At 41.4% G+C, this 21620-nt stretch carries 22 protein-coding genes and 1 pseudogene; 8 read left to right on the plus strand and 15 right to left on the minus strand.

Features of this window, described 5'->3' with window-relative positions:
• Positions 1–138 precede the first annotated feature (138 nt).
• From RMY32_RS15835 to RMY32_RS15855, 5 genes are all read left to right on the plus strand, one after another.
• A complete protein-coding gene (locus RMY32_RS15835; RefSeq protein WP_322711838.1) occupies positions 139–720 on the plus strand; it encodes a hypothetical protein in 582 nt (193 codons plus the stop codon).
• Between the two features lie 158 nt (positions 721–878).
• Complete coding sequence (locus tag RMY32_RS15840; protein ID WP_322711839.1) at positions 879–1136, plus strand: hypothetical protein; 258 nt, start codon at positions 879–881, stop codon at positions 1134–1136.
• A gap of 138 nt (positions 1137–1274) precedes the next feature.
• On the plus strand, positions 1275–1646 hold the full coding sequence (locus tag RMY32_RS15845) for a restriction endonuclease (protein WP_322711840.1): 372 nt from the start codon (positions 1275–1277) through the stop codon (positions 1644–1646).
• A 50-nt stretch (positions 1647–1696) separates the two neighbouring features.
• Positions 1697–1951, plus strand: coding sequence for a hypothetical protein (locus RMY32_RS15850; RefSeq protein ID WP_322711841.1), 255 nt, complete (start codon positions 1697–1699; stop codon positions 1949–1951).
• A 137-nt stretch (positions 1952–2088) separates the two neighbouring features.
• On the plus strand, positions 2089–2295 hold the full coding sequence (locus RMY32_RS15855; RefSeq protein WP_322711842.1) for a type II toxin-antitoxin system RelE/ParE family toxin: 207 nt from the start codon (positions 2089–2091) through the stop codon (positions 2293–2295).
• Positions 2296–2419: 124 nt separating this feature from the next.
• Here the strand turns inward: RMY32_RS15855 and RMY32_RS15860 are convergent, their stop codons facing one another.
• The gene (locus tag RMY32_RS15860; RefSeq protein WP_322711843.1) at positions 2420–3109 is read right to left on the minus strand and encodes an SAM-dependent methyltransferase; all 690 of its coding nucleotides are present in this window, start codon (positions 3107–3109) and stop codon (positions 2420–2422) included.
• Positions 3110–3152: 43 nt separating this feature from the next.
• Positions 3153–3698 carry a dual specificity protein phosphatase family protein gene (locus RMY32_RS15865; protein ID WP_322711844.1) on the minus strand — a complete coding sequence of 182 codons (546 nt, stop codon included), beginning with the start codon at positions 3696–3698 and terminating at the stop codon, positions 3153–3155.
• Positions 3699–4276: 578 nt separating this feature from the next.
• Between RMY32_RS15865 and RMY32_RS15870 the strand changes: the two genes are divergently transcribed.
• The 3 genes from RMY32_RS15870 to RMY32_RS15880 are packed head-to-tail and all read left to right on the plus strand — an operon-like array spanning position 4277 to position 5373.
• Complete coding sequence (locus RMY32_RS15870; protein ID WP_094328129.1) at positions 4277–4486, plus strand: DUF2997 domain-containing protein; 210 nt, start codon at positions 4277–4279, stop codon at positions 4484–4486.
• Positions 4487–4525: 39 nt separating this feature from the next.
• Positions 4526–4912: a DUF1257 domain-containing protein gene (locus RMY32_RS15875; protein ID WP_322660747.1), complete on the plus strand. Its 387-nt coding sequence runs from the start codon at positions 4526–4528 to the stop codon at positions 4910–4912.
• Entirely contained in the window at positions 4912–5373 is a 462-nt protein-coding gene (locus RMY32_RS15880; protein WP_322711845.1) for a ferredoxin, read from the plus strand. Before RMY32_RS15875 ends, RMY32_RS15880 begins: the two co-directional genes overlap by 1 nt.
• Positions 5374–5492: 119 nt before the next feature.
• Here the strand turns inward: RMY32_RS15880 and RMY32_RS15885 are convergent.
• The 13 genes and pseudogenes from RMY32_RS15885 to RMY32_RS15945 all read right to left on the minus strand — a co-directional run bounded on the left by RMY32_RS15885 (position 5493) and on the right by RMY32_RS15945 (position 21065).
• A pseudogene (locus RMY32_RS15885) lies at positions 5493–5776 on the minus strand (YiaA/YiaB family inner membrane protein).
• A 276-nt stretch (positions 5777–6052) separates the two neighbouring features.
• Positions 6053–7660, minus strand: coding sequence for a DUF4335 domain-containing protein (locus tag RMY32_RS15890; RefSeq protein WP_322711857.1), 1608 nt, complete (start codon positions 7658–7660; stop codon positions 6053–6055).
• A 253-nt stretch (positions 7661–7913) separates the two neighbouring features.
• Positions 7914–8519, minus strand: a complete 606-nt coding sequence (locus RMY32_RS15895) for a DUF3038 domain-containing protein (RefSeq protein ID WP_322660741.1) — start codon at positions 8517–8519, stop codon at positions 7914–7916.
• Positions 8520–9254: 735 nt separating this feature from the next.
• Entirely contained in the window at positions 9255–10148 is an 894-nt protein-coding gene (locus tag RMY32_RS15900; protein ID WP_322711846.1) for a hypothetical protein, read from the minus strand.
• A 210-nt stretch (positions 10149–10358) separates the two neighbouring features.
• Entirely contained in the window at positions 10359–11009 is a 651-nt protein-coding gene (locus RMY32_RS15905; RefSeq protein ID WP_322711847.1) for a Uma2 family endonuclease, read from the minus strand.
• A 14-nt stretch (positions 11010–11023) separates the two neighbouring features.
• Positions 11024–13519, minus strand: a complete 2496-nt coding sequence (locus RMY32_RS15910; RefSeq protein ID WP_322711848.1) for an endonuclease MutS2 — start codon at positions 13517–13519, stop codon at positions 11024–11026.
• A 195-nt stretch (positions 13520–13714) separates the two neighbouring features.
• Entirely contained in the window at positions 13715–14011 is a 297-nt protein-coding gene (locus RMY32_RS15915) for a DUF2288 domain-containing protein (protein WP_322711849.1), read from the minus strand.
• Positions 14012–14088: 77 nt separating this feature from the next.
• Positions 14089–15126, minus strand: coding sequence for an AI-2E family transporter (locus tag RMY32_RS15920; protein ID WP_322711850.1), 1038 nt, complete (start codon positions 15124–15126; stop codon positions 14089–14091).
• A gap of 205 nt (positions 15127–15331) precedes the next feature.
• Positions 15332–15970, minus strand: a complete 639-nt coding sequence (locus tag RMY32_RS15925) for a lysophospholipid acyltransferase family protein (RefSeq protein ID WP_322711851.1) — start codon at positions 15968–15970, stop codon at positions 15332–15334.
• A 174-nt stretch (positions 15971–16144) separates the two neighbouring features.
• Positions 16145–17026, minus strand: a complete 882-nt coding sequence (gene fabD, locus RMY32_RS15930) for an ACP S-malonyltransferase (RefSeq protein WP_322711852.1) — start codon at positions 17024–17026, stop codon at positions 16145–16147.
• A 112-nt stretch (positions 17027–17138) separates the two neighbouring features.
• Positions 17139–18131, minus strand: coding sequence for a beta-ketoacyl-ACP synthase 3 (locus RMY32_RS15935; RefSeq protein WP_322711853.1), 993 nt, complete (start codon positions 18129–18131; stop codon positions 17139–17141).
• A gap of 155 nt (positions 18132–18286) precedes the next feature.
• Positions 18287–19309 carry a phosphate acyltransferase PlsX gene (plsX, locus tag RMY32_RS15940; protein WP_322695190.1) on the minus strand — a complete coding sequence of 341 codons (1023 nt, stop codon included), beginning with the start codon at positions 19307–19309 and terminating at the stop codon, positions 18287–18289.
• Positions 19310–19583: 274 nt separating this feature from the next.
• Positions 19584–21065 carry a leucyl aminopeptidase gene (locus RMY32_RS15945; protein ID WP_322711854.1) on the minus strand — a complete coding sequence of 494 codons (1482 nt, stop codon included), beginning with the start codon at positions 21063–21065 and terminating at the stop codon, positions 19584–19586.
• Positions 21066–21620 lie beyond the last annotated feature (555 nt).

The following is a 21620-nucleotide window of genomic DNA, read 5'->3' on the forward strand; positions in this document are numbered from 1 at the left end:
TATTCTAAGCAGCTTCAAACTCTTTGTTGCTGATTTGGTATACAGCAAAATGCCACTAGTATTAATACTGTTACAGGTTTAGTAACAATTATGCTCTAGTAGTAGAGTATCGTGTACCAGATTATGAGAAATTGATTTATGAATTTTGAAGATATTACCAATAAAGCCGTTGAAAAAGGTGTAGAAACTGCTGTAGAAAAAACTTTAGGCGTTAAAGACCTAAAGACGGTAAAAGCCGTTGTAGAGACTGGTGCGGCCGCAGGGGCTGCTGTCAGTGCTGCTACAGGGTTATCTGTTGCAGCAACTTCAGGAGCAGGAATCACTTCTGGTCTAGCTGCGGCAGGTGGTGTGGTTGGTGGTGGTATGGCCGCCGCTCCTGCTGTATTAGCAGCAGGGCCAGCTTATGCTGGAGCAAAAATAATGAATGAAACTTTGTTCAAAGACCAACCGGATTTGTCTGCGGAAGAACGTGAAGCTCGTGCAGCTGCAAGAACAGCTACAAATATTGGGGCTGCTGCTGGTGTAGCTGGTGCTGGTGCTGTAACTGTAGCTGCTGGTGCTTCTGGTGCTGCAATTATGAGTACCCTTGCAGGTATCGGTGGTGTTGTTGGGGGAGGTGCGATCGCTGGTACTGCAATAGTTGCTGCTGCACCTGTTGCTGCTGCGGCAGCTATTGGATACGGGATATATAAACTTTTCAGCGGCGGTAAAGACAAATAGCGTTAAATAAGTTATCCAATGCAGTGTTAAGCTGCATTGGAGTGAACGAATGAAGGTTGGTCAGTGCACTATTAGTTAGTTTTCAGTAAGGCAGTTTTTTAATACATATAAGAGTCAAGAGCGATCTGTTCCTATATTTAATTAAGATTTAAATATTTATGCTTCAACCAACGAAAAGATATTTTGAATATACTTCAGATACTCGTTGCTCAGTACGGGGTTGTGAAAAACCTCCTGAGTACGAAGTTTATTTATACGACTACTACCCTTTGTACCATGAAGAATTTTTTGAGCAGGATCAAACCTGTCCGTTTTTGTGTGAACACCATATGGAGGAAAATGAATTTTTAGCAGACGGATTAAGGACACCACGAGGCTACGTAAAATATCCTTACAGCAATCGTTATCAAGCATAATGATATACAAAATACTCTCCCATTAGGGAGTTATTTGATGATATTTATGCAGTAGATTCAAAAGTACTAATTCCAAACAGTATAGAGATAGTTGACGTTAATAAAGAACTGATTAAACATTTAGCAAAACATCCGGAGATGTTATACGAACTCGACCCTAGAAAATTTGAGGAGTTAGTTGCTCATATTTTCCAAATACAGGGTTTTGATATTACCCTGACTCCAAAGACGAGAGATGGTGGTAGAGATATACAAGCAGTTCATAAAAGTTCCCTTGGTAATATGCTCTATTTGATCGAATGTAAACGCTATCAATCATCGAATAAGGTTGGAGTAGAGTTAGTTAGATCCCTTTACGGTGTAAAGCAAAGCGAACGTGCCACAATGGGAATTTTGGTGACAACATCATCATTTACAAAAGATGCTTTAGATTTTGCATCACCATTGAAATATGAACTCAGTCTGCGAGACTATGAAACACTAAAAAAATGGCTTAAGGATTATAAATAATAAATCTGAAATAAAATCATATCTATAAACCTTCCGCAAAATATCTGATTATGGCGATCGTTGTTTCCCTAAGCCCAGAATTAGAAGCACGACTGCGCAAGAAAGCTACACAGCAGGGACAAGATGTTAGTTTCGTTGCAGCCCAATTGCTAGAGGCTGTCCTAGAGTGGGAGGTGCAAGACTCAGAAGCAGCTATTAAGGGTATTCAGCAAGGATTAGAAGACTTTGAAGTAGGTAGATTCCGTTCATTTGATGATTTTGCTGACGAACAGCGTCGCAAGTATAATCTGCCAGCCGATTCATGAAATACCGCATTGAAATCTCTAGTGTAGCTGAAGCAGAAGCAGACAGCGCATTTTTGCAGTTATCTCAAGTTACTTCTCCTGAAAGGGCAAGTCAGTGGTATGCAGGATTACTATAAGTCATTGAGTCTTTATCGCAAATGCCAAGCCGATGTTCTCTAGCGAGAGAAAATGATTATTTTAGCCAAGAAATTCGCCAGATACTTTACGGTCGAGGACGCAACTCATACCGAATAATTTTCACGATTTTCGCAGGACAAGAAATATCCACAGTGCGTGTTCTTCATATCCGTCACGCTGCACAGGAGACCCTTGGTGAAGCACCGGATGACTCTGAGACGACCTAAAAACTAGTAACCGCACGGGAACTGGAGCATATTAAATATGTACCAGCAAAGCGATCGCATCTGGTAATTTTGAGAGCGATCGCATTAAAAATTATTTAAAAATCCCAATTCTTTTGGCTAGTAGTTATATAACATCTCTGGTTATCTTTAACATTTTATTTCCACCAGGCTGTAGTTCGTATTCAACCTTTTCAATATCTATCTTGTAACCTTTTAAAGTGTAATATTTTACTATTTTATCTAAATGTTGTGAATGTTTCCACATTAAAGTTATCAGGGGAAATATTCTGACTTCTTTAGCAATACGCAGCATCTCACCTACTGAATTTAAGTGAAAACTGTAATCGAGATGGTCTGAATATAAAAATAATAAATGCGAACAAAGAGCTATATCAAACTCTTGATTATCATAAGCTAATTGTGGTAATTCACCGACTGCATATCTGTTGCTCTTTTTACCAGTTTCATAATCAGATAAAAATTCTTGAATAACTTTCACTCGATTGTGTCGCAAATCATCTGGAGATTTATGATAGCTCCATACCCAATCATTAGTTGTAGCCTTGACTTGATTAATGATGTTATCTACTACTTCATTAAATCTTTGCAATATTTCATCACCAGAAAATTGGTATAGTGGATCAACAGAGACTACACTTTTACCCTGACGTGTCATTTCTGCATTGAAGCTTGCTGGCCCATCCCCAATCCCAATGATTATTTTATTTAAATCTGCATTTGTTAAATTGAATATTTTTATATATTCATCCATTGATCTCCCAAAAGGAACTACTTTATCTAGAACCATTGCCATAGAATTTACCTTGTCAATAGACTGATTAAACAGGATGATAACATCAAAATGTTTTATTCACTGCGAGACGACAATCATTCAGAAGTACGTTAAGCTCTTTTACAACTGTCAAGGGATTTCTACCTATAAATACAGCAGCGATCGCAGCTTCATAAGGATTTCTACCTGTTTTTTTGACAGCATTTATTGCAGCTTGATTTGATAATCTTCGGACACTAACTAGCCATGCCGCTAATACATGTCCAGTACGTCCAATTCCACCAGAGCAATGGACAACAACTTTCTCATGTTGTTTATCTGCTTCTATTAAGAAAGGAAGTATTTTCTTGGTAAGGATTTCTAAATCAGATAAATGGAAATCTGCAATTGGTGCAGGGCAAACTAGTTGATTCCCAAATTCCTGTTTGTATGTGTTTAGAAGATTAGAGTAAAAAGCTAGCTGTTGTTCATCAAGAAGACAGCAAACACGCTTGATATTTTGGCGCTTCATGAATTCTATCCAATCCTGAACGTTCTTGTCAGAATATCCAGGTCGTGCAGCACCAAAGACTATTTGCTCCTTCTCCCAAGCTGGGGCAAATTTGTACATATTTAAATGTCTAGAGTCGAGGTTGATAAATCTTACCAATGGCAGAAAATAGCGATGGCTGCGCCAACGCTTTCAGCGAACGCAGTTTAAAAATCTTTCTACAGCCGATGCCAGCTAAAGTAACTGATATCTAAAGGCCTAATACAATACCTACGTATACACACTATATTACTTTAGAGTTATACTGCACTGCATCTAAATCTACCTGGAGAATAATAAGGTAGAACGAATGCTAAGAATAAAGTTTTTCAATAAATTTTATATTTTTGTGAATTATTTGCTGGCTATACTACCTCTAATGCTTGTTTTTAGGACTTTTGCAGCTTACTTAGCAAGCTTCAGTTGTTACCTTGACTAATCAATGAGGTTAAGAGAAACTAACTAAATACTGACGTGTGTGCTTATAATATTAATAAGTTTTGTAAAGATTATGAGATATATATGTTGAAAGATGGAACATTAGTTAACAAATGGCAAGTTTGTATCTAGTAACTAGTAAAAATGTTCCTACGGCTATATTTGTAGCCTTCTGCTAAGGCAGTACAATTTAATCGTACTTATCCTGGTTGGCCAAAAGAATGGAGACATTAGAGTTCATAATCTATCCAGACGGTCGGGTACAAGAGAAAGTCACTGGCATTGTGGGTAATTCTTGCGCTGAAGTTACAGCAGCAATAGAGGCGCAGCTGGGGCAAGTACTTAATCATGAGCCAACCTCAGAATATTTCGCCGCCAAGGTGCAGCAATCTAATGTGGCGAATACACACACCACTTACAGCGATTGGTAAGTTTTCACAGTAGTTTAGTGTTATTAATTCACAACCACCATGTCACACTTTAGCCAAATTAAGACTCAAATCCGTAACCTTGATTCTTTGAAAGATGCTTTGACTGAATTGGGCGTAGACTGGAAACCCGGCCCGCGCGAAGTTCGTGGCTATCGCGGTCAAACCCATCCTGCGGAAGTTAGTATTGAGCAGGAAAATGGCTATGACATCGGCTTTAGATGGAATGGCAAGGAATATGAACTGGTGGCTGACTTACAATATTGGCAACAAGATTTGTCTGTAGATGGATTTTTGCGCCAAGTAACACAGCGCTATGCTTATCAAACAGTTCTGAAAGAAACTGCTCGTGTTGGTTTTCAAGTTTCTGAACAACAAAAAAATGAAGATGGTTCAATTCGCCTGGTAGTACAGCGCTGGAGTGCGTAATGGCTGATTTTCTGCCGTCACCGGAAGAACAAGAAGATAACCGTTCCGGTTTGGAACCAGAATTAGGGGGTTTTTTACGGGATGCCCCAGAACGTTCTGGTTTGGAACCGGAATTAGGTGGTATACTGCGCCAAAATGGTGTTTATGTTGACGAAATCACCTGTATTGGTTGCAAGCATTGCGCTCATGTTGCGCGTAACACCTTTTATATTGAACCAGATTACGGGCGATCGCGTGTGGTTCGGCAAGATGGGGACGCTGAGGAAATTATCCAAGAAGCAATTGACACTTGTCCGGTTGATTGCATTCACTGGGTTGATTACACTGAACTGAAAAAGTTAGAAGAAGAACGCAAATATCAGGTAATTCCTTTAATAGGTTATCCTGTAGAAGAGGCAGTTGCTGCTAGCCAACGTCGGCGTAAAAAGCAAAAGTCAAAAACCAAAAAATCCCGTTATTAAGATAAAAACGTTAAATCAATATAACAAAGGACTGGAATATCCAGTCCTTTTGTTTTTCGTTATGTAGTTAATTTCTGATGTCAGGATAATTTTAAATTCCCTGTAAGAGCTAAGTCTCTTCATTTGAAATTTAGAGGATCGTGTTGTGAAAGTAATTTTTCTACTTTTGCCTCGTCTAACCTAGCGCTTAATCTTCTAGTTTCGTGCAACTCTCTAGTAGTTTTTGCAAAAGTAAAAGTTGAGCTAACAGAGAAAGCATACTCATATCCATAAAGCCTTTCACCCAAGCATTTACAGGTAAGTTTACAATATCGAAGGTGGTCATAGAAATAGAAATCACAAAAGCTATCCAAGTTTGAATAATCCAAGCTGCACTATCTTTTTGGATACCAATTGTTTGCATATTTTCTACCTTTGATATGAGTTATTAATACCAATTCTTAATTTGTAATTAAGAAGCGTAAGATTTAATCTGGGTTTCCAGACTTGTATCTATAGTTTAGTTTTGGAAAATTGAAGTTAACAAAAATTATATTTATTGGTAGGTTTACTGGTAATTAATACTAAGACCAGTTTCGTAACTGGATTTCAACAAGTGAGCTTAAGAGCAATGTAGTCAGTAAAAACTGGCACAAAATTTGTACCAGTTTTACAAGTGGCATTAAAAGGATGAGTTTAGTTATTCATCGGGAAAAGTTTGTACCTTGCCATCAGGACTGAGAACAACTCGAATTCTGACATTTTGTCCATTTTTATTAGCGGAAACAAAAGGTTTGCCAACTTCAGGCATCCCAGCATTATCAACGAATTCTCTTGCTGCCTTATTAAGGGGGAAAATTCGTTCAATTGTGCCGTCAACACCAACTATCAAACTGTACTCTAATGTTTGTCCGAGTCCAGTAGGCGGTTGCCAACGCTTTGTTAGGTATTGTCTAGCTTCTGCTACTTGCGGTGTGTCAAATAATGTGCCAGTAGCTACTTCTCTGGATGTGGGGTTTTTACCTGCGTCCCCTAATTGATCGATAAATGGATTATTAGCAGCAGTTCTAGAGGAGGGAAGTTGTGAAGTAGGTTTCTCTCCAGCAGAAGATTGCTGTAAGGAACTGATGGTTTCGTCTAGCTGTTGTGAAGTTAGTGGAGAGGGTTGGGCTGGGGTATTGACACGATTCTTATTGGGTATGGTGTCAAGAGATGGAGGGAGGACTGGTGAGATATTAGTTGGTAAGCTATTGGCATTAGAAGACAGTCTGGGTGGCAAATTTCGCAGTTGAGGGATAGCACCAGCACCAGTTTGGGGAGTTGACCCGGTTGGATTCTGTCCAAGATTTGGTAATATGGCAATTTCCTGACCTGGGATTTTCTTGGATGGTGCGCTCGCTCGATTACTAGGAAGGGTTGCAGTCGTCCCTTGAGGTATTGTCAACGTATTTGGTGGCGGTGGAGAGAAACTACTAGAACTAGGGGCTGTTAGAGGTGCTTGGGGTAAAGTGGATGTGGAAAGTGGAGGTGTAGAACCTAGCAAATTATTTGATGGAGGGGTTAGCCCAGGTTCAGGGGTGGGAAAATTTAGTGAAGATGAAGGTTCTAGAGCAGTCTTTACTGCTTCTGAATTTGATGTTTTGGCTGTCTGCTGTTGCTTTTCTCTAATATTGTTAGCATATTGCCAAGTAACTGGTAAAAAACCTACACCTAATACTAATACTGCGGCAACAGGCGCCCAAGCAGGAAACCTCAGAGTCGAACCTGTGCTGTTGAGAGTTGGAAGTGCCATGACATCAGTTGAGTATTCATCTAAAGCACTTGCCAAATCGAATAGTTGCAGCAAACTGAGTTGAATTACGGGGCCAGATGAATAGTTGGCCAGAGAACCAAGAAATAGGTTGTGAGTTAAATAGCTACTTGGTTCTAAGTAGATATTTGCTCCTGGAATCTGGTTACTAAAAGCATTTAATGTTTTTGTTGAAGACTTTAATTCCGGATCGTCCAGTGCTGTGCTTGACTGTTGGGTACTGGAGAAACTGACCCAAAAGCTTTCTGGAGACTGTTGGAGGAATTGCTGTACATAGTTGGTGACAGCATCACATAAAGCTTCGAGTTGCTCGCGATCGCCCCGAATTGGAACTCTTTGTTCTTCTGGGAGTCGAGGATCGTCAAAACGTAGCTCAAAACTCAGATGTTTGAGGACAGTTTTCCCCATCCAACGAGACAGAGGTGAGCTTTGCGCGAATACTTCTAGCGTGCAAGTCGGTGGTGTGTAGCAACGAATAACTGAATTTGATAGAGGCATGACAGGAACTACGAAGAAGACTATATTGGGATTTTGCAAAAATTGAGCCAGTTGCTTGCTTGCAAAGAAAAGTTGGAACGGTGGATTCTTCCACTCAGAAATTTGTGAGGTTCCTTCTGTTATGCAAACTGGCGTGCAAGCAGGAAGCATTGTTGATAGTGCATCGCTCAAGAACTAATGACCATCAAAAAGGAATCCTTACCTAGCAAACTTTTGAAAACGAATTTTGGTTGAGGAATTTCAAATCTAAAATTTAAAATTTTGTTGAACGGTCTATAAGTGCTAGCCAGAGACGGCGATGCCCACCAGGAGCGCTGTAAAAAAGTAAATCTACAAGCAGTTTTAAGGCCAGGTTAGTTAGTAAATCCGTTGAGATTTGCTCGTCCTCTTCCATCCGCTCTTGGTAGGTGTTGCAAAAAGCATCAATATAGTCTCCAAGTAAAGCAGCCTGGTGAGGTTCCCGGTTATTTTCTGCCATTTGTTCTAACAGACCGACAGCACGGCGAATCAATTCCTGGTGCTGTTTGGCTAGGTAGCAGACGATCAAAACAAGCGATCGCGCTTCTTCGACATCGAGCTTTTTTCGCCCTCCTTGACCTTTGCGTAGAGGATTTGATTGGCGCAATCGCCATAAAGCTACGCGGTCTGGCACTCTTGACTCTAAATTCAGATCGGTTGCCGCCGAAAGCATTGCCTCTGAACCAATCCCAGTTAAGGTTTCTAGCGCTAACAGCACCAAGTCTAATTGGGTTTTGATATTGTCCCATTGAACTGTGTTTGGGGCTGGAAGCTTGATTAAATCCTCCCACTGGGAATTCGGAGTGGCTGAGTTGGCGGCCGAGTGCATAACTTTTAGCATAGGTGATCGAGCTGATAGGGGATGTTGCTGTTACCCATTTTGAAACCAGACTCTTAAGAATCAAGCTTGGTTTCCCATAGATAGCTATGAGCCGGAGGCTTCAGCTAGCTTTTATATGTGGTACACAGTAGGTATCTTTGTCTTACTCTAGATGAAAATTTATTTTCGACAAAGTAAAAAATTATCAATTCTAATTAAGGTTTACCCGACTTTCGCTGTTAGCTCCGTATCAGAGTATAAATAAACTATTGTTTTCAATGCTAACCGCTAGCGATCGCTAAGTAATTATGTAGAATACCTCCTAATTTGTTTGCATTTTTAAATTTTGAAATTTCTTGATATTTATTACTTGGTCTTAATATATACATAATTACTATACAAATCTTTTTCCTGTTTGCTAAAGGCACTTTTTGCTGCTGGACATTACCCCAACTGAGTTTTACTTGTGTGCAGCCTGTTATTTCAGTATAGGCTGGGCAACATCAGGACGATTGACGCCTCCATAAATAAAACCGATGACAAACTTAAAAATTTGATAAAGTCAGCGTTTGAAGATGTTGGCGATTGATTTGTTCCAACTAAGTTGGTAATACAACTCTAACCACAAACCACGCACATATCAGAACTCATTTATAAAGTTAATGGGCAGAGGTAATAGTTTAGATATTTACCAAAACTTATGCTTAAATATGGCTTAATTTCATTACTTCACCCAAGCGAATCACTCTGTAATCATCACCAATCTATTTCAAATGGTAAGTTGAAAACACTTTCAGGAAGAGACTTTAGAGGATTTCCATACAGAAGTATACTGTTCTTAAGTCCAGATAAATTCATAATCCTATCTGGTAATTCGGTTAGCTGATTGTTTATAAGCTCTAACTTTTCTAACTTAGTTAGGATACCTATACTCCCTGGTAATTGAGTTAATTTATTGTCATTAATAATTAGTTCTCTAAGATTTCGCAATTCACCAATACTATCTGGCAAAGAACTTAAAAATCCCCTTTCAAGCCTCATAACTGTTAATTTTTGCAGTTTGCCAATAGTATCTGGTAACTTATGTAGTTTGGGATTGCGGCTGATTTCTAAATAATCTAAATTACTAAGATTACCTATAGTATTAGGTAGTGACTGTATAACTGTAGAGTTAATTATCAGTTCTTTTAAAGAACTAAGTTCTCCAATATTGTCAGGTAAATTCTCAAAATTAGCAAGCGGTCTCATTGATTCCATCAACTCTAACCGCTTAAGATTTTTGAGTTTACCAATACTGTTTGGTATTGCTTTCAAGCGTGAACAATCAGCAATGTGCAAAACTTCTAAATTTTTAAGATTACCGATACTTTCAGGTAGATATTCTAATTCACATAAATCATAAATCTTAAGTATTTTCAAGTTAGTTAGCTTTCCAATGGTTGTTGGTATTTGTTCAATTCCATAAACTATATTGTGCGATTTACTATAAATTGTTAATTCTTCTAAACTTAATATGTCGCCGATAGAATCAGGAATAACAGAATCCCTGTACCTATGAGAAAAACTCAAGTCTAGCCTCGTGACTTTGGCTCTTATGTCACTTTCAATTACTGCTTCAGCTTCTTGTAGACTTTCTATTTCTATATCCATATAATTTATGATATATCTTATTTAATTAGAATATTAATGTCTGGTACTTATAGGTATTAAATAAAAGGTAAGAAGCGTGGTTTGCTAACCTGTAAACCACGCTTCGTGAATCTCCTAATGTTTAGTTTGGTAAGGGATAAATAGCAAAATATCACTATTTTTATCCCACTAGCCATAACTTTTTTGAGTAGGCATTTCTGATAATGTAAACTAAATCGGGCTACTAATTTGTTGTCTTATCCACACACGAAATGCTTTCATTGTCGCATTTCTGCCATTGCTTTTACTTAGCATCAAATATTCGGGAATCACTTGGTTTATTGGGAGATTGGGGAAAATATAACTGGTATTTGATTCTACATACTTACCATCAATAAGCACATTTATTTCTAACTTACTTCCATTCCATCGCCACAGTTCCGGTACTCTCAAAGATTGATAATTATTAAAACGAGTGCGAGAGGTAATATCAATTTCAATAGCCAAATCTGGAGGCGGGTCAATTTCTAAATTGATTCTATCTTTGCCCCTAATTTTAGCTTCATTTTGAATATAGAAACAATCATCGGGTTCTACCCCAGCATCCATACTTTCCCGATCAAAAGTCGTAGAACCCAAACTCCAAAATTCCAGATCGAGTTCTTCTAATAAAACTTTTACCAAGTCGCCAATAATAACTTTAGCTACTTCATGCTCTGGCAATGGAGCCATTATTTCTAGCACCCCTTGACTGTAACCTATCCGCGAACTGCGATTGTCTCCTAGTTCTGCTAAAATGCGTTTGTATGCTGACCAGGAGACATCTTTAATCAACAACTGATGACCGGCTCTAACAATTAGTTGATTGAGTTCAAGTAACATAGCATTCCTGCTTTTTATTTGATGTGAGCAACGGTAACACCAGGGCCGCCATCAGCTTGTTCTGCTGGTTCGTAGTTGTTCACTCTAGGATGCTGTTGCAAAAATGCGTGAACTCCTTGGCGCAGTTTACCAGTGCCATAGCCGTGAATAATCCAGATTGGGCCTGTAGCTTCCGAGATGGCTTTATCTAAAATGTATTCAGCATCAGCCACTCGCTTACCACGCAAATCGATGGTATTTTTGGAAGTCCGAATTTCTGGGACATTTTGCGGTGGTGGGGTTACTGCTGCTGGGGCTGGTTTGGGTTTGACAACTGGTTCGGCTTTTTGACCATCTAAAGATTCTACGTCTTCCAACTTCACTGTCATCTTCATTAGCCCAAAGCGAACGCTTAACTCGCCATCTTCATCAGGAGCAGCGATCACTTCTGCTATCTGTCCCAATTTGGGAACCCGGATGCGATCGCCTACTTTGGGCATAAACCCAACTTTTGGTTTTGCTGGCGTTACTGGCTGATATTGTCGGCCAATTTGATTCAAAGCATTAGTTGCTTGTTGGGCTTCTTGGGCTGTGGGGGTACCTTTCTGCAAGCGGCGGATTACTTGGGCAATTTCACCTTTTGCTTGAGCGATCGCTTGTTGCACTGCTACTTCCTGTGAAGCCCGCAAACTGCTTTCTCTTTCCTCTAAACTTGCGGCTTTTGCAGATACTTCTTTATATAAACGTTCCGCTTGCTGCAACAAAACTTGGGCTTCCGCAGCTTTGGTTTCTTGGCGGCGGCGTTGCGCTTCTAACCCAGCAATTACCTGGTTAACTTCATCTGTGGCTTCTCCAACTTGGGTTTTCGCCTCTTGTACAACTTCTGGTTTTAATCCCAAACGTAGGGCAATTGTCAGGGCGTTAGAACGTCCGGGGATGCCCCACAGCAGACGATAAGTAGGTGACAGAGTACTTTCGTCAAATTCTACAGAGGCATTTTCAAACCGATCGTCTTCGTATTTCAGGGCTTTTAGTTCGCCGAAGTGAGTAGTGGCGATCGTTAGCTGGGCATGGTTGGCAAGATATTGCAACAAAGCGATTGCTAAGGCACTACCTTCCACTGGATCGGTTCCTGCGCCGACTTCATCAAGTAAAACGAGTGCTGAGTGCTGAGTGCTGAGTCTTGAGTGCTGAGTGCTGAGTGCTGAGTGCTGAGTGCTGAGTGATGGAGAAATAACTCCAGTCTCCTGCTCCCCTGCTCCCCTGCTCCCCTGCTCCTCTACTTCCCCATTTCCCAATGCTTCCAAAATCCGACTAATCCGGCGGATGTGTCCAGAGAATGTGGATAAACTCTGCTGTAAGGATTGTTCATCGCCAATATCTGCCAGCACTTTATCAAACCAAGGTATTTCTACTGGTTCGCGGGCGGGGACAAATAAACCCACTTTGGCCATTAATGCTGCTAACCCCAAGGTTTTTAAGGTTACAGTTTTACCGCCAGTATTAGGCCCCGTAATTGTCACTACCCGAATTTGTGGACTGATCAACAAATCTACAGGAACTACTGGTTGCCCTTGTTCGTGCTGTTGCTGCCACACTAACAGAGGATGCCGCAAGTTCCGCAAGGTAATCATTTCCCTGTCTTCGCGCTGGATAAATCGCGGGGGGTTTGCTCCTAGCCAGAAACTATATCGCGATCTAGCGGTTGCCAGATCCAAAGTAGTAGCGATCGCTAACAACCTCTCTAAATCTGGTTTAACTGCGGCTACTTGTTCAGTCAAAATGCGGCGAATTGTTTCTTCTTCGGCTTGCTCTCTTCTAATAATTTGCCGCAGTTGGTTGCCTAGAGGTACTACTGAATTCGGTTCCACATACAGGGTGGCACCGCTGGTAGAGGTATCGTGAACTATACCGGGAATAGCATCTTTTTGGGGTGCTTTTACCGGTATAACAAAGCGATCGCCCCGTTGCGTAATCAGCTGTTCTTGAACTGCGCCAGATTTTGCCTGTAAGATATTTTGCAGCTTTTGAGTTATTTGGCTGCGTACTCGCCGCAAGTCTGTGCGAATTTCTCCCAGTTTTTGACTCGCGCGGTCAGTTACTTGGGCCCGTTCATCAATACAGCGATGAATTTCCTGTTCTAGTTCGGGATAAGTCCGTAAATCGGCAACCAAATCAGTCAATATCGGCAAATCTTCTTGATTGTCGATGACACGGCGTAAATTTCTGGCACCAGCGAGGGTGGTAGCGATCGCTAACAGTTCTTCCCCTGCCAAAACTCCACTGCGTTCTGCTCGTTCTAGGGAATCGCCAATATCTTGAATTCCTTCAAATGACAGTCCCGTGGTTAGGCGACTTTCCAGTTGGTAGATTTCTTTGGTTTGCTCTAACAACAGTTCGCTTTGGGTCTGAGAATTAGGTATTTTCAGATGACGCGCAGCTGTCGCCCCCAGCTTAGTTGCGGCAAAGGTGGCAAGGTGCTGGCACAGGCGATGCCATTCTAATAATTCTAAGGTTTCAGATTGGATCAAGGTTTCAACATCTAATCTGAAATTATGGTAACAATTCTAGCTCCTAGATGGATAAATCTTAAAGGAGAAAATTTTGCTTTAATCAAATCAGCCAGATAGTCCGTGACTATAGCCAAGTAATAACTGACACATTAGACTATCTTTTCTGAGAAAATACCCCAACACCAACTGCCATCAAAACAACACATAAACGAATTAGGCAGCAACTATTTCTTGAGCTAGAACGTAAGGTTGAACGATGAGAGTATTAAATCGCTTACTGCGATCGCCATTCCATTCTCCCACTTGTACTGTTGTGGGTTTGGTAATTAATTGTTTATCAATCCACTGTTCCACGGATGGAATATTATCACTGGCGATCGCTACTCCAACATCTACCAAGTTTAGCTCAAGCGCTACCAAAATTACTGCATCTCTTTGTACATGAGGGATGAGCCACTCCCACTCTGCCTCATCCATAATTTCTGTTAATTCCGCTCTTAAATCCGACATTATTTCTCAATTTGTCTTGGCTAACAAACTATTTTACATTAATTACTACTTCTTAACTCCTAACTCCTAACTCCTAACTAAACTTCAGATTTCATTTCATCAATTTCAAATAAAGACACAATTACTCCAGCGATGGGAATAGATATAAAAACACCTAATAATCCTGCTACTCTAGCCCCTACTAGCAAAGCAAAAAACACAACTACAGGATTAAGATTTAGCGCACCTTGCATAATTCTGGGTGCAATCAAGTTGTCTTGTATCTGCTGGAGTACAATACAAGCTATTAATACTTTTGCTGCTAACCAAATACCTTGAGACAACACAAATAGAGTGACTGTGCTTACTCCTAATGTCGCGCCTATGCCAGGAATGATATCAACAATTCCGATTATTATTGACAATATCAAAGCAAAAGGTACTTCTAATAGTAAAAACACAAAAAATGTTGATATTGTTAAAAATGCACTTAATAACAACTGACCTCTAAAAAATCCTAAAAAAGACTTTCTAATTATGTTTGTAAATCTATTACGACGCTGTTTGGGAACTATTTTTAAAATAAAGTTCCACAGTTTGTCTCCATCTAATAACATGAAAAAAGCCACAACTGCAATCAAAATAAAAGTGACAAAATTCGTCATAAACCCTTGTAAAATAGCTAAACTATTAACAAGAGTTGATATAGCTTGATTCCGCAATTGTTCTTCAATAAAACTTAAATCTATCTGGAAATTACGGTTTTTTAGTAACCCCTCTAGTCCCTCTAATAACGGTACTAAAGAATTTAAAAATGCTGTGATACTATTAATTAATTGTTGTCCTTGAGATAAAACTGTTAAGCTCACAGTAATTATCAGACCGCCTATAATCACAATACTGAGCAAGAAAACGACACCAACAGCTACACCGTGGGGCAAAAAACGCCGCAACCCTTGTACAGGATAACTGAGTAAAAAAGCTAAAATTGCCGCAAATGTAAAAATAACAATGACCGATTCAAAATAAGCTAAAAGTTGTACAATTGCCCAGCCAGAAGCAATCAAAAGCAAAAAGCGAACTAATGCCAGATTATTTAATCGCTCCCAAAAATTCTTGGCTTCAAAGCCGCTCATAATAATTCATAAGTCGTAATTCGTAATTCGTAATTAAGCCATAAAAACGCTAGTTGTTTAGCGCGATCGAGTTAGCCGTCCTGTAAGATTGAGAATTATTTGTTTAAAGTCCTTTACTTTATTGCTAAAGGAATAGAGTTTAAGATTAGAGTAATCTAATCGCGATCGCTACCTCCCTAAAGCATACATCTCTTGTGTGTCTAACTCATCTTCCTAAATCATGCATTTGGTTTATGACTGTGGCACACTTTTGTGTCAACGCTTCTAATTCCTCTTTATTACTGGAACTGGGAGCATCAATCAATTTACCAATTCTGACAGTGATGGGAACTGCGTGAGGTAGGGACGAGCCTTTTTGTAAAATCTTCTCAGTACCCCAGACACTCACCGGCAATATTGGGGCTTTTGCTTTCGCCGCCAACAGCAATGCACCTCTTTTGGGGTCAGTAATTTGACCATCTGGGGTGCGAGTACCTTGCAAGAAAACACCGACAGCCCAACCTTTATTGAGATATTCTAGGGCGGAACGGATGGCATTGCGATCGGCATTTCCCCGACTTACTGGGTAAGCACCATACAATTTAATCGCTTGCGCCAAAATGGGGATATTAAATAACTCTTCTTTCGCCATATACGCCACCGGACGACGTACACAATTAGAGACAATCGGCGGATCGAAGTAACTAGCATGATTACTTGCTACTAATAGAGGCCCTGATTTGGGGACATTTTCCGCACCATAAATATGGCCCCGAAAATAAGCGTGAAGCATGGGGCTGACGACTGACCATTTAAAGGCGTGGTAAAGTGCCAGACTGATCAACGGTTCGCGGTTTTTATCCACAGAAGATAATGCAAATCAAACTGAATTTAGCATAAGCGATCGCAAGGCCCAGAGCAAACGCAAAAAAGCTGTAGATATGAATCGCTTTACCAATCTGGGAACACTAAATCTAGGAATCTTGATAATTTAGCAGTATAGTTAGCGCTACAGTCAGTATTCCTAGATATCAAAAAATTAAACAGGCAAATCAGCAACACTCTGGATATTTTTTAATATTAAGTCAGGGCTAATACGTTTAATTAAACCAGTTAATACTTTACCAGGACCAACTTCCATTACTCGCTCGATACCGTTGGCTGGTAATTGCAGACAAATTTCTCGCCATCTTACAGAACCAGTCATTTGTTTGTTTAGGCGTTGTTTTAAAATCTCGGCATCAATAGACGGAATTGGTTCTACATTAGACAGTACTGGCACAATCGCGGGTTGAAATTCCACAGATTCTAAAATGTCTTGGAATTCCGCAGCTGCTGGTGCTATTAAATGTGAATGAAATGCTCCAGAAACTTTTAGAGGAACCGCACGCTTTGCTTTAACTTGAGTCATCACCGCTTGTACAGCCTCAGTCGTGCCTGAAATTACCACCTGAGCCGAACTATTATCATTTGCTATCACCACATCAGGCGTTTGAGCAATAATTTTTTCTAACTGTTCGCGGTCAAAGTTCATCAAAGCTGCCATCATCCCATCGATGGAACTATCCATCAGTTCTGCACGACGCTTCACCAGATATAAACCAGCCGACCACTCAAAAACACCTGCTATATAAAGAGCAGTATATTCTCCCAAACTGTGACCAGCCACTAAATCTGGCTGGTGTCCTCGTTCTCGGAGCAGGTCAGCAAGAATGCTTTCAACCACATAAAGACTTGGTTGAGTATACAGCGTCTGTGATAACTTCTCTTCTTGAGTTTGACAAATTTCAGTTACAGACCAGCCCAAAATATCCTCAGCTTTGGCAAGCTTGTCTTTAGCGGACGGTATATCTAGTAAATCCATTCCCATTCCCAGCGTTTGGGAACCTTGTCCGGGAAACACCCATGCAGTTTTTGTCATTTGTCATTGGTCATTTGTCATTGGTTATTGGAGACTGGGGATTAGGGACTGGGGATTTGGTACTGGGGAAGAGTTTCCCAATACCCAATACCCAATACCCAGTCCCCAATCCCTATCTTCCCCATTGAAAGATTGCCGCGCCCCAGGTAAGACCGGCACCAAAGCCGGATGTAGCAACGATGTCATTGGTTTGAATTTTACCTTGTCGTACTGCTTCATCTAAAGCTAAGGGGATGGAAGCAGCTGAGGTATTGCCGTAATGGGCGAGATTACTAATAACTTTATGTTCTGGGATATTCAGGCGTTGGGCAACAGCATCGATAATCCGCTGATTGGCTTGATGCAATATCAGCCAGTCTATTTGATCGACGCTAAGGTTGGCTTGAAACAAAGCTTTATCAATTATTTCTGGCACTTTTTGGACAGCAAAGCGGTAGACTTCTTTGCCGTTCATCGTAATCGGTTGGTAAGCGCCTTTGGTGATATTTATATCAGTCAGCAGTTCTTGGGAAGTACCTGCATAAGCAAGGTTGAGGTAATGGTTTTGAGTACCATCACTTCTAAGTGCAAATCCTAACAAGCGATCGCTTTTGGCAGCTTGTAACACCACTGCTCCAGCACCGTCACCAAATAATACACAAGTCCGCCGATCTTCCCAATCTACCCAACGAGAGAGGATATCTGCCCCGATCAAAAGTACGTTTCTATAGACACCAGTTCTAATGTATTGGGCTGCTGTAACCAAACCAAACACAAAGCCAGAGCAGGCAGCGGTCAAGTCAAAGGCGACTGCGTTAGTAGCTCCCAATTGTGCCTGTACTTGACAAGCACTACCAAACAAATCATCAGCCGTGGAAGTCGCTAGCAGAATCAGGTCTAGGTCTTCTGGTTTTATTCCTGAAGCGGCGATCGCCTGACTGCTGGCGGCAGTAGCGAGTACACTCAAGGACTCAGATGGCAGAGCTAATCGACGCTGACGAATTCCCGTTCTTGTAGCGATCCACTCATCTGATGTTTCAACTAGTTCGCTCAATGTCTCGTTGTGTAGGGAAGTCGCTGGTACTGCCGAGCCGCTTCCGGTAATTGCTACGCCTAAGTTTTGCACTCCTAATCTCCCAAGCTATCAGCTTTTTGTCTTTTGTCCTTTGTCCTTTGTCAGTTGTCATTTGTCCCTTGTCAGTTGTCCCTTGTCAGTTGTCCTTTACAAATGACGAATGACGAATGACCAATGACTAATGACTAATGACCAATGACCAATGACTAACCACTTTCGCGCTCTAGGATATATTGGGACTGAATTCGTTGGATCACCTCGTTGTCAACGGCTTCTTTTGCCATGCGAATTGCATTAAAAATTGAAGGTGCTTGGGAGCTACCGTGACCGATAAAACAGACTCCTGCTACGCCTAGCAGTAAAGCACCACCATGTTCTGCGTGATCCATTCGCTGCTTAATTCGCTTCAAGTTGGGTTTTAAGAGTGCTGAACCAATTTGACCGTGTAATCCTTGGGGTAATTCTTCCCGCAGAATTTGCAGAATCACTTCTCCAACGGCTTCGGCAAATTTTAACAGTACATTGCCGACAAAGCCATCGCAGACAATTACATCAAAGCGACCGGAAAGCACATCACGCCCTTCAGCATTGCCAATAAAATTAATTTGGGAATTTTCGCGTAGCAGTTGGTGGGCGCGGACGGCTGCATCATTGCCTTTAGAGTCTTCTTCACCGATGTTCAGCAAACCCACCTTCGGTTCATCTGTACCCAAGACATACTTACTGTAAGCCGATCCCATAACGCCAAACTGCTCTAAAAACTTGGGGCGGCAATCTACATTTGCGCCAACATCAAGTACTAGCACTGGCTTACCAGCAATAATTGTGGGAAAAACTGTCCCGATCGCTGGGCGATCGATTCCTGGCAATCGTCCTAAGCGGAGCAAAGCTGATGCCATAGCGGCTCCAGAGTGACCAGCCGAAAATACCGCATCTGCCTTTTGTTGCTTGACTAAATCCATCGCCACATTGATAGAAGCCTTGCGTTTGCGTCTAACTGCATTTAAAGGCTCCTCATCCATTGCGATCGCTTCTTCAGCATTCACAATCTCTACCTGCCCTAAACTTGTTTTTGATGGCAAGGCAGCTTCTATTTGTTGGCGATCGCCAACCAAAAATATATCTACACCCAATTCTTCTCTTGCTCGCAATGCGCCAGCAACGATTTCACCGGGTGCATGATCCCCTCCCATTGCGTCAATTGCGATCCGTACGCGAGTCGATCCCATTGCTCACAGCTTCTAGAAACCTTACAAATTTTACCAGATGGCAATGCCCGAAAAAGCTTAATTTTCTGACTGCCAAATTAATTCTGTTACTATTGCAACAATTTTTACTGGCAAGCTCAAGATAGCACGAATTTGGGGATTGGGGATTGGGCATGGAGAAGAGACAAGGTAGACAAGGAAGATGGGAGAGACAAGGGAGAGGCTTGTTCAATAATTCCCCCTTGTCCCCCTTGTCCCCCTTGTCCCCCAGTCCCCAGTCCCCAGTCCCCAGTCCCTACTCCCCAATCCCTAATACCCAATCAACTAGCGTCCGAACGCCGTAGCCAGTTGCCCCTGCGCTGTTGTAGCCATTTTCTTTATCTGTCCACACTGGGCCTGCAATATCTATGTGCGCCCAAGGGGTTTGTTTGACGAATTGCTTCAGGAAAAGGGCAGCGGTGATTGCACCACCTGGACGCGGCCCTGTATTTTTCATGTCCGCAATACCAGACTTTAACCCTTCAAAATATTTTTCTTCCATTGGCATCCGCCAAATCTTTTCTCCTGAAGTTTGGGCAGCTTTTTCGATCTGGGAAGCAACACCATCATCGGGAGTGTACAAACCAGCAATATCGTCACCCAAGGCAATGACGTTGGCACCAGTCAGGGTGGCTAAATCAACGATCGCATCTAATCCCAATTTTTCGGCATACACCAAGGCATCTGCTAAGGTCAAACGTCCTTCAGCGTCGGTGTTGTTCACTTCAATTGTTTTGCCGTTTGATGCTGTGAGAATGTCTCCAGGGTGCATGGCATGACCGCTAATCATGTTTTCGGTTACAGCGGAGATGAAGTGAACTTCCGAATCCGGCTTAATTTGAGCAATTGCTTTTGCTGCGCCGAAGGTAGCAGCTGCACCCCCCATATCCATCTTCATGGTTTCGATGCCGCTACCAGCACCTTTAATGTTGAGTCCGCCAGAATCGAAGGTTACACCTTTACCAATAATTGCTAATTTCTTTTTGGGTGTACCTTCTGGCTTGTAAGTTAGGTGAATGAATTTCGGTGGCAAATCGGAAGCTTGGGCTACTCCTAAAAATGCGCCCATACCTAACTTTTCACAGTCTTCTCGTTCTAGAATTTCTAGTTGTAAACCGTATTCTTTGGCGATCGCTTGAGCAGTTTCGGCTAAAGTAATTGGTGTGACTGCGTTGGCTGGTGCTGCCACTAATTGCCGTGCCAAATTTACCCCAGAAACAATTTGATTAGCGCGGGTAATGGCGGCTTCTTGTCCACCGAAACCCAGTAAATCTACACTTTCTATTTGTGAACCTTTATCTTCTGGTTCTGATTTAAAACGAATATCTTGATAAAGTGCTAATTCCACACCTTCTGCGATCGCTTGGGCACTCGCTGCTGAATCGTTATTCCACAATGGAAAACTAAATCCGAGAATTTTGCTTTTTTGCTTTTTTCCTACTCTAGCTACAGCCGCAGCAGCACGGCGCAGAGTATCTAGTTTTAACGCTTCTGGTTTGCCTAAACCTACTAAAATCAATTTCCGCACTGGGCTACCAGCATTTACACGGGTGAAGATTGTACTGTTGGCTTTACCTTTAAATTCTTCTTCAGTAATCAGTTCTTTTAATACCCCAGAAAACTTTTGATCTAAAGTAGCTAGTTCTCCGGTTAACTCTACTGCATCTTCAAATAATCCAATTGCCAAACTATCGCCTGCCCACTCTAGTAAAGGCTTATCACTAGGTTGAATTGTCATTTTGGGATTTTCTGTAAATATTCCTTCTTGTACCAGTATTGCTCAAAATTCTGGTTTCATGCTAAGGGGAGTGGGTATTGGGCATGGGAAATTGGGCATGGGGCATGGGGCATTGGGCATTGAGCATGGGGTCAGTAAGTATAAATAGTACTCATTAACGAGTGTTTGATCCTCGTTAATCCACCTCGGAACTCCGTTAACGAGTGTTTGATCCTCGTTAATCCACCTCAGAACTCCGTTAACGAGTGTTTGATCCTCGTTAATCCACCTCAGAACTCCGTTAACGAGTCTTTGATCCTCGTTAATCCACCTCGGAACTCCGTTAACGAGTCTTTGATCCTCGTTAATCCACCTCGGAACTCCGTTAACGAGTGTTTGATCCTCGTTAATGAAGCTATAGCCGTAGCCACATAGGTTATATCAAGTTCGGATGAACACTTATAATTAAGCTGCCCTTGTTTTTGGCCACCAGTAGTAGCAAGTTAAACCAGAGATTAAATCATGTTGTTTCATTAGTTCTTGACAACGAAGTAGTAACAAAGCTTCTAGTTCATC

The organism is Nostoc sp. ChiSLP03a (assembly GCF_034531215.2).
GTDB lineage: Bacteria > Cyanobacteriota > Cyanobacteriia > Cyanobacteriales > Nostocaceae > Nostoc.

Excerpts from the sequence above, each read along its gene's own strand:
- RMY32_RS15945 (WP_322711854.1), bottom strand. The coding sequence starts at position 21,065 with ATGACAATTCAACCTAGTGATAAGCCTTTACTAGAGTGGGCAGGCGAT.
- RMY32_RS15835 (WP_322711838.1), top strand. The coding sequence starts at position 139 with ATGAATTTTGAAGATATTACCAATAAAGCCGTTGAAAAAGGTGTAGAA.
- RMY32_RS15855 (WP_322711842.1), top strand. The coding sequence starts at position 2,089 with ATGCCAAGCCGATGTTCTCTAGCGAGAGAAAATGATTATTTTAGCCAA.
- RMY32_RS15875 (WP_322660747.1), top strand. The coding sequence starts at position 4,526 with ATGTCACACTTTAGCCAAATTAAGACTCAAATCCGTAACCTTGATTCT.
- RMY32_RS15915 (WP_322711849.1), bottom strand. The coding sequence starts at position 14,011 with ATGTCGGATTTAAGAGCGGAATTAACAGAAATTATGGATGAGGCAGAG.
- RMY32_RS15905 (WP_322711847.1), bottom strand. The coding sequence starts at position 11,009 with ATGTTACTTGAACTCAATCAACTAATTGTTAGAGCCGGTCATCAGTTG.
- RMY32_RS15880 (WP_322711845.1), top strand. The coding sequence starts at position 4,912 with ATGGCTGATTTTCTGCCGTCACCGGAAGAACAAGAAGATAACCGTTCC.
- RMY32_RS15840 (WP_322711839.1), top strand. The coding sequence starts at position 879 with ATGCTTCAACCAACGAAAAGATATTTTGAATATACTTCAGATACTCGT.
- RMY32_RS15850 (WP_322711841.1), top strand. The coding sequence starts at position 1,697 with ATGGCGATCGTTGTTTCCCTAAGCCCAGAATTAGAAGCACGACTGCGC.
- RMY32_RS15890 (WP_322711857.1), bottom strand. The coding sequence starts at position 7,660 with ATGCCTCTATCAAATTCAGTTATTCGTTGCTACACACCACCGACTTGC.
- RMY32_RS15870 (WP_094328129.1), top strand. The coding sequence starts at position 4,277 with ATGGAGACATTAGAGTTCATAATCTATCCAGACGGTCGGGTACAAGAG.
- fabD (WP_322711852.1), bottom strand. The coding sequence starts at position 17,026 with ATGACAAAAACTGCATGGGTGTTTCCCGGACAAGGTTCCCAAACGCTG.
- RMY32_RS15845 (WP_322711840.1), top strand. The coding sequence starts at position 1,275 with ATGTTATACGAACTCGACCCTAGAAAATTTGAGGAGTTAGTTGCTCAT.
- RMY32_RS15895 (WP_322660741.1), bottom strand. The coding sequence starts at position 8,519 with ATGCTAAAAGTTATGCACTCGGCCGCCAACTCAGCCACTCCGAATTCC.
- RMY32_RS15860 (WP_322711843.1), bottom strand. The coding sequence starts at position 3,109 with ATGGCAATGGTTCTAGATAAAGTAGTTCCTTTTGGGAGATCAATGGAT.
- RMY32_RS15865 (WP_322711844.1), bottom strand. The coding sequence starts at position 3,698 with ATGTACAAATTTGCCCCAGCTTGGGAGAAGGAGCAAATAGTCTTTGGT.
- RMY32_RS15920 (WP_322711850.1), bottom strand. The coding sequence starts at position 15,126 with ATGAGCGGCTTTGAAGCCAAGAATTTTTGGGAGCGATTAAATAATCTG.
- plsX (WP_322695190.1), bottom strand. The coding sequence starts at position 19,309 with ATGGGATCGACTCGCGTACGGATCGCAATTGACGCAATGGGAGGGGAT.
- RMY32_RS15900 (WP_322711846.1), bottom strand. The coding sequence starts at position 10,148 with ATGGATATAGAAATAGAAAGTCTACAAGAAGCTGAAGCAGTAATTGAA.